Source organism: Allobrachymonas denitrificans DSM 15123 (assembly GCF_900110225.1).
In the GTDB taxonomy this organism is placed as follows: Bacteria; Pseudomonadota; Gammaproteobacteria; order Burkholderiales; family Burkholderiaceae_C; genus Brachymonas; species Brachymonas denitrificans.
In genome coordinates this window covers 209,808-223,705 of record NZ_FOCW01000002.1, presented here as the reverse complement: position 1 = coordinate 223,705, position 13,898 = coordinate 209,808, and the positions used below count along the sequence as shown (strand labels likewise).

Sequence of the window (13,898 nt, the reverse complement as noted above, 5' to 3'; positions counted from 1 at the left end):
AGCACAGTCTGCAGGCACAGGAAGTGGCTTCAATCGCTACTCAAACTGCCTGCCCATCCACCCCGGCACTGGCAAAGCTCGCCATGTCGCGCAGCATGGTGCAGGCGGACTCCAGCAGCGGCCAGGCAATGGCCGCGCCCGAACCTTCGCCCAGACGCATGCCCCAGTCGAGCAGCGGCCTGGCTTTCAGCGCTTCCAGCATGTACTGGTGTCCCGGCTCGCCGGAACGGTGCGAGTAGATGCAGCGCTGCAGCACCCTGGGCTCGATCTTCGCAGCCACCAGCAGGGCCGAAGTCACGATCACGCCATCGATCAGCAGCACGCGGTCTTCCGCAGCCGCCTGCAGCATCGCGCCCACCATGGTGGCAATCTCGAAACCGCCGAGGGATGCCAGTGCGTCCAGCGCATCACCGGTATCGGGATTCGCTGCCAGCGCCTCACGTAGCACGGCGATCTTGCGCTGTACCCCTTCGGAGTTCAGCCCCGTACCGGCACCGGTGCAATCCACCAGATCCACACCATGCAGGCGCGCCAGCAGCAGCGAAGCCGACGAGGTGTTGCCGATACCCATCTCGCCCAGCATCAGGGCGTTGCCCGGCAGGCCACGCACCAGTTCCTGGCCGTTGCGGATCGCCTGCAGGCACTGTTCCATCGTCATGGCCGGGCCCTGGCTGCAATCCGCCGTACCGGGTGCCACCTTGCACACGCGCAGCGCCTCACGCGGCGCAAAGTCATGCGCCACGCCGCAATCCACCACCGTCAGCGCAATGCCATGCTGCTTCGCCAGCACGCTTACGGCGGCGCCCCCGGCCAGAAAGTTTTCCACCATCTGCCAGGTCACGTCCTGCGGGAAGGCGGAGACGCCCCGTTTGACCAGGCCATGGTCCCCTGCAAACACCACCATCTGAGGCTGCTCCAGCACCGGCCGTGTGCTCTTGCGAATCATGCCGATTTCCAGTGCCAGATGCTCCAGCGCACCCAGCGAGCCGAGCGGTTTGGTTTTCTGGTCGATGGCGCGCTGCAGTGCGGCGCGCAATTCGGCATTCTCGAGGTCCAGCACAGGATCCAGATCCAGACGCATGGTGATATTTCTCCCAGTCAATGACAAAGTTCAGTCGAGCAAGCCACGCAGCACAGGCGCGCCAAAGTACTCGTCCACAAAATCGGCTGCGCGCTCGAACACCGTATCCAGCGATACGGGCGCACTGCCAAACAGGGCGTGCAGCACGGCCGGCTGCTCCAGCAGTCCGTGCAGATACAGGCCCAGCACATTCCCCGCATGGGGAATATCCGAAGTGGCCGCACCATTGGTCCAGCCAATGGCCTGGCCGTCGGCGTCATGCAGCGCTTCCTGCGCCACATGCCCGGTGCGCACCATGGCGGCATGGGGGGCGGTCTGCCCCATGTGGATCTCGTAGCCGTCCACCCTCATGCCCGCCAGCGGCGCCCACGCGCCCTGCAGCCCGGCAAAGCGCGCCTGCGTGCGGCACACCGTCTTGCGCGACTCGAACAGCGTCACCAGAGGCAACAGCCCGATGCCCGGCCCGTTGCCCCCCGCGCCACGCGCTTCCACGCCATCCAGGTCGATCACGGCCTCGCCCAGCATCTGCAGCCCGCCGCACACCCCCAGCACCTTGCCGCCACGCACCGCGTGCTGACGGATGGCCGCATCCAGCCCCTGGCTGCGCAGCCACTGCAGATCGGCCGAGGTGCTCTTGCTGCCAGGCAGGATGATCCAGTCCTGCGGCCCCAGCGCCGCCAGTTGCCGTGCCTGCCGCACCCAGCGCACGCGCACGCCGGGCAATTGCCGGAGCGGTTCGAATTCATCCAGATTGCTGATGCGCGGATAGGCCACGATGGCCACGGTCACCGCAGCCTCCTCGCCGCCGGTCGGGGCGTCATCGAAAACACCATCCTCTTCCGGCAGGCCATGGCCGCGCCACATCGGCAGCGTGGCCAGCACCGGCACACCGGTCATCTCCTGCAGCATCTCCGGCGCGGGCGCCAGCAGGCTGGCATCGCCGCGGAACTTGTTCAGCACGAAGCCGCGCAGCAATGCACGGTCCGCCTCCGGCATCAGCGCCCAGGTGCCATACAGGTGGGCAAAGGCTCCGCCGCGATCGATATCGGCCACCAGCAGGCAGGCTGCCTGCGTATGGCGCGCCACGCGCAGATTGACGACATCACTGCCCATCAGGTTGATCTCGGCAGGCGAACCCGCCCCCTCGATCACCACCACATCATTCTCGGCGCGCAATGCATCGAGCGCCGCGGCAATCTGCGGCCAGACCTTCTCGCTGCGTCCGCGCCAGGGCATGGCCGTCAGCTCGGCCTCTACCTGTCCCAGCACTACCACCTGGCTGCGTGTGTCCGCCTCGGGCTTGAGAAGCAGCGGATTCATGCGCACCTCGGGCTCGGCATGCGCTGCCAGCGCCTGGAAATACTGCGCGCTGCCGATCTCGCCGCCGTCCGGACAGGCGGCCGTGCCACCGACCACGCGCGCGTTGTTGCTCATGTTCTGCGCCTTGAACGGCACCACACGCAGGCCCTGCCGTGCATACCAGCGGCACAGCGCCGTCGTCAGCCAGCTCTTGCCGGCGCCGCTGGTGCATCCCAGCACCATCACGCAGCGAGCAAGCAGGCGGCCGGAACCCTTTGCGCCCTGCGCGGCGTCGGTCTGCACGGCCACCTCCTGGCGCTGTGCGCCCTGAGCTGAGGCGTCCTGACCCTGCAGGCTTTCCTCCCGGCCTGCATCCTGCCGAATCCCGCTCATGCCTTCAACTCCTGCGTCACTTCCGTCCAGGCATGCACCAACGCCTGCTGCGCCTCTGGCGTGTGCACGCACAGGCGCACATGGCCCGGCAGGCCAAAACTGCAGCAATCCCGCAGCTTGACGCCCCGCGCACGCAGCGCCTGCGTCAGACTGTGCCAGTACGGCGACAACACACGCAGGGCCGAGGCGTCCGCCTGCATGCCATCCCATCCGCCTCTGGCATCGCAACGGGGTTGGGCCGGCTCGCCGCGCCCGCCCGGCATGTCGGGGTGATCGAACAGAAGCAGCGGCCACGGCAGGCGCATCACGCCAAAATTCGTTTCGCTCGGAATCCCTTCCCAGCCCAGCATCTGCAGGCGCGCCATCTGCTGCAGCTTCCAGCCGCGCAGGGTGTGCCGCGCCTCGTTCATCCAGCGCTGCGTCATGGGCGAGCACCAGCTCTCCAGCAGCGCCACGCCATGCGCACCCGTCGGCCAGGAGGACCCCAGCTGCGCAAACTCCGCAATCGGGCTCCGATCCGCATGCTGCGGCGCAATGGCATAGGCGCCACGGATGCCGCACAGTCCCAGCGCCTTGTTGGGCGTCCAGAGCTGCCAGACGGCATCCCGGTCCAGCTCGGGGGCTATCGGCTTGAACGACAGCTGCAGCGGCGCATAGGCGCAATCCAGCACCACCGTCGCGCCCGGCTTGCGCAGGTCCCAGTCCTCCGGCAAGGTCAGTGCCTGGCCCAGAGGGCTGGAAGGCGCGCAGAGCCAGATCAGGTCTGCCTCGTCCACCCTGTCCGTGCGTTTCAGCCCGACCTTGGTGGAAGCCACGGCATAGTCGCCGTAATGGAACTGCGGCATCCAGCTGGTACCCCGCGGATGGCGCAAGGCGGTCCATGCGGCCAGTCTTGCGATCAGCTCGCTGGCGCTGGCACCGATCACGATGCGCAGCACATCCACATCATGGAACTCTGCCAGCTGCTCGCGCAGGCGCTGGTAGGTCGGATCCGGATAGCGCGTCGCATCCGCCACCTGCAGCGCTTCAAGCGTATAGGGGCACGGCCCCGCCGCATTGCTGTTGGTCGAAAAATCCCACTGCGCGGCACCCATGGCATCGGTGCCACCGTGCGCCGCAACCATCATGGTGTCTGTCATGCAGCCCTCCCCTGCCAGCCGAACGCGGCCAGCGCTGCGAACAAGATTGTCAATCCGAGCAGGCCCAGCACGGCCACTCGCGTCATCTGCACGGCACGCGGCACATGGCCGGCCTGTGCCGCCTGTCCCGCCGCATGCAGGGTGTAGACGCCCGGCTTGCGCAGCCGCACATCCAGCACCATGGCCATGGCCGCCATGGGCCAGCCACTGTTGGGCGAAGGCGTCTGTGCCGCCTCCTGCTGCAGGCGCTGCAGCGAACAGCGCGTGGGCCGCATGCCGGACAGCAGCAGCGCCAGCCCGGTGATGCGCGCCGGCACCCAGGCCAGCACATCATCGATACGCGCCGCCCACTTGCCCGCCCATTCCCACACCTGGCCGCGGTAATCACCGCGGTAGCCCCACATGGAGTCGGCCGTATCGGCATAACGGAACAGCGCCGCACCGGGCAGACCCAGCAGCGCAAACCAGAACAGCGGCGCAATCACGGAATCATTCAGGTTCTCGGACAGGCTCTCGATGGCGCTCTCGCGCACCTGCTCCTCGTTCAGCTGCGTCACGTCACGGCTGACGATGCGCGCCAGCTGCTGCTGCCCTTCTTCCAGGGAGCGCCCCAGCGCAGCCTCTACCGCTGCCACCTCATCTGTCAGCATGCGCCAGGCCAGCAGCGGCTTCAGCGCAATGCCCAGCAGCAAGGCGGCCCAGCCCCACGGCAATTGCAGCAGCAGCCATTGCAGCGCCCCCGCCAGCACCAGCACCAGCAGCACGCCACCCCACCAGGCCAGCGCGCCCCGCCAGAAACTCGGCCAGTCAGCGCCCTGCGGGCGCACATGCGCCTGCAGCCAGCGCCCTGCACGGCCCAGGTAATTGCCCATCCAGACGACGGGGTGCCAGCGCGGTGGCGGCTCCCCGATCCACTGGTCGATCATCAGGGCGAGCAACACCGCCGCAAAGCCGATCCAGAGTCCGTGCGGTCCTGTCATGGCAACACTCCTGCCGGGTCGGCTGCGTGCGCGGCACCCGCAGGGGTGCCGCCACGGATCAGTGGCCCGACTTTCCCGCCGTCATGCCCAGGCGTTCGATCAGGTTCAGGTCAGCTTCCACATCGGGGTTGCCGGTGGTCAGGAGCTTCTCGCCATAGAAGATGGAGTTGGCACCGGCCATGAAGCACAGGGCCTGCATGGTGTCGGCCATGGCGCTACGGCCGGCAGACAGGCGCACACGGGCCTTGGGCATGGTGATGCGGGCCACGGCGATCATGCGCACGAACTCCAGCGGATCGATGTCATCCGTCTCGGCCAGCGGCGTGCCTTCCACCTTCACCAGGTTGTTGATCGGCACGCTGTCCGGGTAGTGCGGGTGCAGGTTGGCCAGCTGGCCGATCAGCTCGGCGCGCTGGCGACGGCTTTCACCCATGCCGATGATGCCGCCGCTGCAGACGTTCACGCCCACGTTGCGCACGTTCTCCAGTGTGTCCAGGCGGTCCTGGTAGTCGCGCGTGCTGATGATGTTGCCGTAGTTCTCGGGTGCGGTGTCCAGGTTGTGGTTGTAGTAGTCCAGACCGGCTTCCTTGAGCTGCTCGGCGTGGTCCTTGGTCAGCATGCCCAGCGTGCAGCAGGCTTCCAGACCCACGTCCTTCACCGTCTTGATCAGCGTGACCACGTTCTCGATGTCGCGGTCCTTGGGCGCGCGCCAGGCCGCGCCCATGCAGAAGCGCGTGGCGCCGGCGGCCTTGGCCAGCTCGGCCGCTTCACGCACCTTGTCGGCTTCCATCAGCTTGGTGGCATCCACGCCGGTGTCGTAATGCACCGACTGCGGACAGTAGCCGCAATCCTCGGGGCAGCCGCCGGTCTTGATCGACAGCAGCGTGGCAAACTCCACTTCGGCCGGATTGAAATGCTCGCGGTGCACCTGCTGCGCCTTGAACATCAGTTCCGGGAACGGCAGCGCAAACAGCGCCTCGATGTCCTCCACCGCCCAGCGGTTGGTGCTCTGCGGCACCGGCTGGTTGTTGCGCGGGGCGCAGAAATGCACGGTCTGCTCGGCGCCGGTGTGACAGGTGGCGGGGGAATGGGTTACAGGAGTATCCATTTTCTTTCGGACTTTCTCATCATCAATCGGAAGAATCGCAGCCGGCATTGTCGGCCATGGGGCTTTGCCCAGGCTGACAAAGCCCCTGCAGGAACGGGGCACTCTGGCCCCAGGTGTTGTCAAAGACCACATCCGCCAGCGGCATGCGGCTGGCCCAGCGCTGCTGCTGCAGCATGGGCGCGTCATAGAACTCGGGCACCGGCCCGATGCACAACAGGGCCAGCGTGCTGGCCCCTTCGGGCAGCTGCAACAGGGCTGCCAGCTCCGCGGGCTCGAAGATCGAGACCCAGCCCACGCCCAACCCTTCGGCGCGGGCCGCCAGCCACAGATTCTGCAGCGCGCAGCCGACCGAGGCAATGTCCATGTATGGCATGGTACGGCGGCCGAACACATGGCGCTCACGCCCGTCGGCCAGGCACACGGCGATCAGCTCCGCCGCTTCGCGGATCCCCTCGACCTTCAGCCGCAGGAAGTCCTCCTCGCGCTCGCCCAGGGCACGCGCCGTGGCTACCCGCTCGCGATCTACGCAGGCATGAATGCGTTCGCGCAGGCCGACATCAGTGATGCGCAGAAAGCGCCACGGCTGCATGAAGCCCACGCTCGGCCCGGCGTGCGCCGCCAGCAGCAGCCGCTCCAGCACCTCCGGGGCCACCTGGGCTCCCGGCGTGAAGTGGCGCATGTCGCGCCGCTGCGCCATCACGCGGTAGATCGCGTCACGGTCCGCCGCGGAATAGGCATGGGAGGCGTCCTCGCGCACCGCATCCGGCAGCGCAGCAGCGCCGCCCGTTTCGGAATGCACGTGCGAGTCCCTGGTCATGTCGTTCACGATGGCTGCTCAGTCCTCGATCCCGCGCTGCGCCGGAATGCCGGCATCGAACGCGTGCTTGATCGGGCGCATCTCGGTCACGGTATCGGCGATGTCGACGATCTCCTGCGGGCAGCGGCGGCCGGTCAGGCACACATGCACATCGCGCGGACGGTTCTTCAGCGTCTCCACCACGTCTTCCAGCGGCAGCCAGCCGTACACCAGCGGATAGGTGATCTCGTCACACACCACCAGGAAATACTCGCCGCTCAGGATGGCCGCCTTGGCCTTTTCCCAGCCGTCACGCGCCAGCTGCGCGGACTTCTCCAGATCCTGGCTCTTCCAGCTGAAGCCGTCTCCCAGCCCCTCCACCGGCACGCCGATCTGCTCGAACATGCGGTGTTCTCCAAAGCGTGCGCTAGGCACCTTCATGAACTGGTAGATCTTCACCTTCTTGCCGCGGCCGGTGGCGCGCAGCGCCAGGCCGAAGGCCGCCGTGCTCTTGCCCTTGCCGTCGCCGGTGTTGACGATCAGGAGGCCGCGGCGTTCGCCGTCCGACTTCTCGTACGGTTTCTCCTTGGGCGGTTCCTCGATTTTCATGGCAGGTCCTTTCGTTCGGAAGATTTCAATGTCAGCGGCAATCCGGCCGCCATCAGGGTCACGTGGCTGCACACGGCGGCCACGCGCTGGTTGAGTTCGCCGAGCGCGTCGACAAAGGCACGCGTCTCGCGGCCGAGCGGAATCACGCCCAGGCCGATTTCATTGCTCACGATATACAAGGGGCCGGGCCAGGCCTGGATGGCCTCCAGCAGATCGGCGGTAGCCGCAGCCACGCGATGTCCGGGGACTGCGGAGGATGCATTGCACGCCTGGTGCGGAGCTTCGACCTGCACCGGCGTGTCGGCAATTGCCCCGGCCGGCGGCGCCGGTGCAGCCAGCTCCCCGGCGCCCTCTTCCACCTCCAGCGGCATCAGCTGCTGCGTCAGCCACAGCGTCAGGCAATCCAGCACCAGCGCCACATCCGGCGCAGCATGCTCCCGCAGTAGGGCCGGCACATCCAGCAGCTCACCGCGCCCGCCCGCCTGCAGCGTCTCCATGCGCGGCACACGCTGCGCGCGATCCTGCTGGTGGCGCGCGATGCGCTCCTGCATCTCGGCATCCCACGGCAAGGCCGTGGCCAGATACAGCGCACGACGCGCCGGATCCTGCTCCAGCCAGCGCGCCACGGCTCGCTCGGCGCGCACCGTCTTGCCGGACTTCTGCCCGCCCAGGATCAGCTCGTGATGGCGCCCTGCACTCATGCACTGCCCCATGGCTGCGCAGCGGGCATGCGCATCAGCGCCCCGTTGGACAAGCAGAAAACCGGAGAAAAATCGTCAGCCAGCACTGGCACCATGCCACCATGAGAAAAGCAGGAAAAGCCGCCGGCACCCCGCCGCTGCATTCCGTTCCGACAGCCATCCGCGAACGGCTGTCCCTAGCATGCTGGCCGGTATCCGGGCTGACGGCATGGCAGCGTTGCCTTCCCGGCGCAAGGCCAGTGGCTTGGGAGAACGCTGCGGCAGCTGCCCGCAAGGCAAGCTGCGCCGTATCACCGTTGCGGGGGCAGCGCAGGCTTTGCAATGGCATCCATCAGCCACCGTTCCTGCTTCCCGTTTACCCGGCCGCCAGAACGGCCTGCCGGGCACCAGCAATCCGGATATTGTAGGATGATTCCACACGTCCCTCTGGAAAGCCCCCATGGCGCTCCAGCCGCATCATCTACAATGTGCAGCGAAGGGGCCCGGCCTGTCTGCGCGGGCCACGTCAGCTTCCTGTTTGCCTGTCGTTCTCGTGCCATGACCACTCCCCCTACCCCGCTCTCGCTCGACCAGGTCGCAGACCGCATGGAACACATGCTGCTGCGCTACCAGGAACTGCAGAAAACCGCCGCCCTGCTGCAGGGCCAGCTGCAGGAAGTGACCCAGGAGCGGGACTCCCTCAAGTCGCGCCTGTCGGCCGCCCGCGCCCGCGTCGACGCCCTGCTGGCACGCCTGCCCGCCGAGCCTGCCGCCCCGGTGGCCGCCGCCCCCGCAACTGCGCCTGCCACGTGCAGCGTCTGGGGCCAGCCGCAAGCCGCCCAGCCCTCCCCTGCCGCCAAGGATGATTCGCAATGAAGCAACTCGAAGTCCCGATCATGGGCCAGGCCTATGTGCTGGCCTGCCCGGATGGTTCCGAAGAACGCATGATCGAGGCAGTCCAGCGTGTCGACAGCGCCATGTGCAAGATCCGCGATGCCGGCAAGATCCGTGCCCGTGACCGCATCGCCGTGCTGGCAGCCCTCAACATGGCCTTCGACCTGATCGAAAAGGAACAGCAGATCGCTGCCCCGCCCGCTCCCGCAGCCGAAGGCGAAGCGCAGGCGCCCGAACTGGTGCACCCCCGCATGCAGGCCCTGCTGCAGCGCATGGACGAAGCCCTTGCCGAGGACGGCCGGCTGATCTGAGATGCCGTACGGCTCGCGCGGGCTTTTACATCTGCAGACTCCCCACCAGCGCTGATTTCGTCCTAAAATGAAGGCGTCTGCAGCGAGCTTGGCTTTATATTTCCTTGAACCAATGCTCTCTGAGCCCGGGCTTGGTAGATCGCTCGGCCAGCGTGATCATCTCGCGTTAGATGAACCCAAGGCCTTGCTGCCCTCGCCCACCTGAACCCCTCCGTTCAGGATGACGGTCAAGTTCCGCTGCAGACACCTAACAGCCGTCTTGCGCCCTTTGCGACAGACACCAAGCCGCCCTCTCGGGCGGCTTTTCGCGTTCCGGCCCCGAACGCCCCAACCCTCTTCCCGCCATGCTCCTCGAACCCATCACCATTGTTGAACTGGCCGCGCTCGGTCTGACCGGCGGCTTCATGGCCGGCCTGCTGGGCGTAGGTGGCGGCATGGTGCTGGTGCCCTTCATCACCTGGATCCTGGCGAGCCGTGGCGTCGACAACGAACTGGCCGTCAAGATGGCGATCGCCACCTCCATGGCCACCATCATCTTCACCTCCATCTCCAGCGTGCGCGCCCACCACAAGCGCGGCATGGTGCGCTGGGATCTGGTCAAGGGCATTGCCCCCGGCATCATGATCGGCGCGCTGGTGGTCAGCATCGGCGTGTTCGCCCTGCTCAAGGGCGCCTGGCTGTCCGTCGTATTCGGCGTGCTGGTGATCCTGGCCGCGCTGCAGATGTTCCTGGACCGCAAGCCCAAGCCCACGCGCCAGATGCCCGGTCGCGGCGGCCAGATGGCGGCCGGCAGCGTGATCGGCTTCCTGTCCGGCCTGCTGGGTGCCGGTGGCGGCTTCCTGAGCGTGCCCTTCATGACCTGGTGCAACGTCGCCATCCACAACGCCGTGGCCACCAGCGCCGCGCTGGGCTTTCCGATTGCCGTGTTCAACGTCATCGGCTACGTGCTGGGTGGCTGGAGCGTGGCTGGCCGCCCGGAATGGTCCGTCGGCTACGTGTGGCTGCCGGCGCTGGCTGTGATTGCCAGCTGCAGCGTGCTGATGGCTCCGCTGGGTGCGCGCACTGCGCACGCGCTGCCGGTGAAAACGCTCAAGCGCATCTTCGCCGGCATCCTGATGCTGCTCGCCGTGAGCATGCTGATCAAGGGCATCCGCCTGCTGGGTGCCTGACGCGGCACCCGGATATCATCCGGCCGGCGTCACGCACCAGGGCGCCTGGTCGTGCATCAGGCCCATCCACAGCGCCACAGCCGCACTGATGGCCAGTGCCAGACCCGCAAGGCGGATGCCCCACTGTCCGTCACCCAGCCCCATGCCCTGCATGCGCAGCAGCAGCCAGGGCCCCGCCATCAGCGACACACTGGTTCCCACCACGAACAGGGCCATCACGGCAGCCCCCTGCCAGACCACGCCTGTCAGCGCAGCCACCAGCAAGGCCGAATAGAGTAGCCCACAGGGCAGGAAGGCCCACAGCATGCCCACCAGCACGGGCCCGAAGGCACCGCCGCGCTTCTGCAGCCGCTTGATGCGCTCCCAGACGTTGCGTGCCGAGCGTTCCAGCCAGGCCGGCTGGCGCGCCTGGAACAGCAGCAGCAGGCCCAGCACGAGCGCCGCCACATGGATGGTGCTCCACACCGGCCGCAGGGCAGCGCTCTGCACGGTCAGCCAGCCCAGGCCCTGCATGGTGGCCGCCGCCAGACCGCCGAGGCCGGCATAACCCAGCACACGTCCCACCTGGAACAGGCCCATGGCCCGGTTCTGCTGTGCCGGCCTGTCACCGGCTGTCACTCCGATCCCCGCACATGCGGCACCGCACATGGCAATGCAGTGCGGACCGCCCGCCAGGCCCATCAGCAGGGCCGTGACGATCAATGATGCTTCCATACTTCTCTTTCATGCAAAACGGCCGGCACGGTTTGCACCGGTGCCGGCCTTGCCATGGCAGTCCCTCTCACCCTGCCGGGTGCCTGCCACCGATCAGATGATTTTAGAGAATTTCACGCGGGTACGGTCAGCCTGCAGGTACTTGTCGAACAGCATGGCCACGCCGCGCACGAAGTACCAGCCCTGTTCGGTCACGGTGATGCCGGTGTCGGTGATGCGCACCATGCCCTCTTCCTCCTTCTGCTTGAGCAGCTCAAGTTCGCGGGCAAAGTATTCCTTGAAGTCGATCAGCCAGGCCAGGTTGATCGATTCATAGGCGATCTCGCCCTGGCACATGATGGCCATGATCACGGCACGGCGGATCAGGTCATCGCGCGTCAGCGCCAGACCGCGCACCACCGGGAAGTGGCCGCGCTCCACGGCGTCGTAATACTCTTCCAGCGTCTTGGCGTTCTGGCTGTAGGTGGCGCCGATGCGGCCAATGGCCGATACACCCAGGCCGATCAGGTCGCAGTCCGGCTGCGTGCTGTAGCCCTGGAAGTTGCGATGCAGGCGACCCTGGCGCTTGGCAATGGCCAGCGCATCGTCCGGCAGCGCGAAGTGGTCCATGCCCACGTACACGTAGCCGGCATCGCCAAAGGCCTTGAGCGACTGCGACAGCATCTCGATCTTCTCGCCGCCGCTGGGCAGCGTGTAGGCGTCGATGCGGCGCTGCGCCTTGAAACGCTCCGGCAGGTGCGCATAGGCATACAGCGCAATGCGGTCCGGACGCAGCTCGTTCACCTGTTTCAGCGTGCGTGCGAACGAGGCCGCCGTCTGCTGCGGCAGGCCGTAGATCAGGTCCACGTTGACCGACTTGAAACCGATGCGGCGCGAAGCCTCCACCAGCGCAAACACCTGCTCGGCAGGCTGGATGCGGTGCACCGCCTTCTGCACGTCCGGATCGAAGTCCTGCACGCCGAAGCTCAGGCGGTTGAAACCCAGATCGAACAGGTTCTGCAGGCGTGCCTCGTCCACGGTACGGGGATCCACCTCCACCGAATATTCGCCCCCCTCGGCCAGCTCGAACGCGCCACGGATCATGCCCATCAGCTGGCCCAGTTCCGCATCATCCAGGAAGGTCGGCGTGCCGCCGCCGAAGTGCAGTTGCGACACCACCTGCCCGCGCCCCAGACGCGTCACATGCAGGTCGATCTCGCGCTGCAGGTAGCGCAGGTATTCGGTACCGCGCTCACGGTGCTTGGTGATGATCTTGTTGCAGGCGCAGTAGTAGCACAGCGACTGGCAGAACGGCACGTGCACATAGATCGACAGCGGCAGTACATGGCCGGGACGCGAATTGTGCCGCTGCTCCAGCGCATCGATATAGTCGCTCTCGCCAAACGCCTCGACGAAGCGGTCGGCCGTGGGATAGGACGTGTAGCGCGGGCCGGCAATGTCGTAGCGCGCCAGAAGTTCGGGGGTGAGGTAGGTGTGTTCGGAACTGCTCATGGTCTCGGGCATTCTAAGTGAGCAGCGTGTCGCAGCAATGCCCGCACGCGGGAAAGGGCCGCAAGAATGGGGGTTGCCTGGAGAACGCTGCCAGTCTGTCAGTGAGAACACCCACTGTGCCAGCGATATGACCCTACCGCAATTGACATGTATCAATGCAGTTTTTCCGCCATGCGATAATCACGGCTTTCCATGATACGGATCAAGCGCGCACAGGGCGCGCCACGGATAGCTGCATGTCTCCCTCGTTCCCGAAGTCATACAAAGTGGCCTGCTCGAACTGCAACCTGCGCGAGCTGTGCATGCCCATGGGCCTGAGCGAGGCGGAACTGCGCTACATCGACGAGATGGTGGGATCGCGCCGCAAGGTGCCGCGCGGCGATCCGCTCTTCACCCATGGCGATCCGTTCAAGGCCCTGTACGCCATCCGCACCGGCTTCTTCAAGACCACCGTCACGGCCCAGGACGGCCGCGACCAGGTAACCGGCTTCCAGATGGCCGGCGAAGTCGTCGGCCTCGACGGCATCGTGCACGACCGCCACACCTGCGACGCCATCGCGCTGGAAGACTCCGAAGTCTGCGTCATGCCCTATGACGAACTGGAAGCGCTGTCGCGCGAAGTGACCGCGCTGCAGAACCATGTGCACAAGATCATGAGCCGCGAAATCGTGCGTGACCAGAGCATGATGCTGCTGCTCGGCAGCATGCGCGCCGAGGAGCGCCTGGCCGCCTTCCTGCTCAATCTGGTGCAGCGCCTGCATGCGCGCGGTTTCTCGCCGCTGGAACTGGTGTTGCGCATGACGCGTGAGGAAATCGGCAGCTATCTCGGCCTCAAGCTCGAAACCGTGAGCCGCATGTTCTCCAAGTTTGCCGAACAGGGCATCGTGGAGGTGCGCCAGCGCCATGTGCGCATTCTGGATACGGTGGCGCTGCAGCAGCTTGTGAGCCAGCACCACCCTGAATAGGCGCATTGCTGTGCCCGCTGCTATCACGGCGGCGGCCGCGCGGGTGCCTGTCCCGGGTTGATGGCGTGTCGCTGCGCCCGCTGCTTTCAGCGCACCCGGTCAACGACAACACCGCCGGCTTCCGGCGCATCGTTGCGCGCACAGATTTCACCCCGGTATTCACACCACCAGGTGCTGCACTCGCCTGAGTGACCCTACCCCGCCCACCATCCAGACACCGGAAAAAGCAATGCCGGCACTAGGCCGGCATTGCAATTGCGTTCGAAGCA

General features: G+C 66.3%; 13 protein-coding genes, 1 pseudogene and 1 riboswitch. Of the genes and pseudogenes, 4 read left to right on the top strand and 10 right to left on the bottom strand.

The genetic code is table 11. From position 1 onward, the window contains the following. Window positions 1–40: 40 nt before the first annotated feature. From cobT to BMW28_RS07430, 8 genes are all read right to left on the bottom strand, one after another. On the bottom strand, window positions 41–1,081 hold the full coding sequence (gene cobT / locus BMW28_RS07465; protein WP_091816041.1) for a nicotinate-nucleotide--dimethylbenzimidazole phosphoribosyltransferase: 1,041 nt from the start codon (window positions 1,079–1,081) through the stop codon (window positions 41–43). Window positions 1,082–1,111: 30 nt separating this feature from the next. After that, window positions 1,112–2,641, bottom strand: coding sequence for a cobyric acid synthase (locus BMW28_RS07460; RefSeq protein ID WP_091816228.1), 1,530 nt, complete (start codon window positions 2,639–2,641; stop codon window positions 1,112–1,114). A gap of 128 nt (window positions 2,642–2,769) precedes the next feature. After that, window positions 2,770–3,912, bottom strand: coding sequence for an aminotransferase class I/II-fold pyridoxal phosphate-dependent enzyme (locus tag BMW28_RS07455; protein WP_143280556.1), 1,143 nt, complete (start codon window positions 3,910–3,912; stop codon window positions 2,770–2,772). After that, window positions 3,909–4,892: an adenosylcobinamide-phosphate synthase CbiB gene (gene cbiB, locus BMW28_RS07450; RefSeq protein ID WP_091816038.1), complete on the bottom strand. Its 984-nt coding sequence runs from the start codon at window positions 4,890–4,892 to the stop codon at window positions 3,909–3,911. The genes BMW28_RS07455 and cbiB overlap by 4 nt, the downstream gene beginning before the upstream one ends. Before the next feature lie 58 nt (window positions 4,893–4,950). Then, on the bottom strand, window positions 4,951–6,000 hold the full coding sequence (gene bioB / locus BMW28_RS07445) for a biotin synthase BioB (protein ID WP_091816036.1): 1,050 nt from the start codon (window positions 5,998–6,000) through the stop codon (window positions 4,951–4,953). Window positions 6,001–6,022: 22 nt separating this feature from the next. Beyond that, on the bottom strand, window positions 6,023–6,817 hold the full coding sequence (gene bluB / locus BMW28_RS07440; protein WP_091816223.1) for a 5,6-dimethylbenzimidazole synthase: 795 nt from the start codon (window positions 6,815–6,817) through the stop codon (window positions 6,023–6,025). Between the two features lie 18 nt (window positions 6,818–6,835). After that, window positions 6,836–7,405 carry a cob(I)yrinic acid a,c-diamide adenosyltransferase gene (gene cobO, locus BMW28_RS07435; RefSeq protein WP_091816033.1) on the bottom strand — a complete coding sequence of 190 codons (570 nt, stop codon included), beginning with the start codon at window positions 7,403–7,405 and terminating at the stop codon, window positions 6,836–6,838. Next, window positions 7,402–8,106, bottom strand: a complete 705-nt coding sequence (locus BMW28_RS07430; RefSeq protein WP_091816031.1) for a bifunctional adenosylcobinamide kinase/adenosylcobinamide-phosphate guanylyltransferase — start codon at window positions 8,104–8,106, stop codon at window positions 7,402–7,404. Before BMW28_RS07430 ends, cobO begins: the two co-directional genes overlap by 4 nt. 169 nt (window positions 8,107–8,275) lie before the next feature. Then, a riboswitch (cobalamin riboswitch) is annotated at window positions 8,276–8,512 on the bottom strand. A gap of 131 nt (window positions 8,513–8,643) precedes the next feature. On the opposite strand from BMW28_RS07430, the pseudogene BMW28_RS07425 reads away from it, so the two are divergent. The 3 genes and pseudogenes from BMW28_RS07425 to BMW28_RS07415 all read left to right on the top strand — a co-directional run. Continuing rightward, a pseudogene (locus tag BMW28_RS07425) lies at window positions 8,644–8,877 on the top strand (DUF904 domain-containing protein); the annotation flags it as partial. An 80-nt stretch (window positions 8,878–8,957) separates the two neighbouring features. After that, complete coding sequence (locus tag BMW28_RS07420; RefSeq protein ID WP_091816028.1) at window positions 8,958–9,290, top strand: cell division protein ZapA; 333 nt, start codon at window positions 8,958–8,960, stop codon at window positions 9,288–9,290. A gap of 344 nt (window positions 9,291–9,634) precedes the next feature. Beyond that, on the top strand, window positions 9,635–10,459 hold the full coding sequence (locus BMW28_RS07415; protein ID WP_091816025.1) for a sulfite exporter TauE/SafE family protein: 825 nt from the start codon (window positions 9,635–9,637) through the stop codon (window positions 10,457–10,459). Window positions 10,460–10,474: 15 nt separating this feature from the next. On the opposite strand, the gene BMW28_RS07410 is transcribed toward BMW28_RS07415, so the two are convergent. Continuing rightward, the gene (locus tag BMW28_RS07410) at window positions 10,475–11,173 is read right to left on the bottom strand and encodes a sulfite exporter TauE/SafE family protein (RefSeq protein WP_091816022.1); all 699 of its coding nucleotides are present in this window, start codon (window positions 11,171–11,173) and stop codon (window positions 10,475–10,477) included. Window positions 11,174–11,266: 93 nt separating this feature from the next. Beyond that, window positions 11,267–12,664 (bottom strand): oxygen-independent coproporphyrinogen III oxidase, encoded by a 1,398-nt coding sequence (gene hemN, locus BMW28_RS07405; protein WP_091816220.1) that lies wholly within the window; start codon window positions 12,662–12,664, stop codon window positions 11,267–11,269. Window positions 12,665–12,900: 236 nt separating this feature from the next. Between hemN and fnr the strand changes: the two genes are divergently transcribed. Then, window positions 12,901–13,629 (top strand): fumarate/nitrate reduction transcriptional regulator Fnr, encoded by a 729-nt coding sequence (fnr, locus tag BMW28_RS07400; RefSeq protein WP_091816219.1) that lies wholly within the window; start codon window positions 12,901–12,903, stop codon window positions 13,627–13,629. Window positions 13,630–13,898 lie beyond the last annotated feature (269 nt).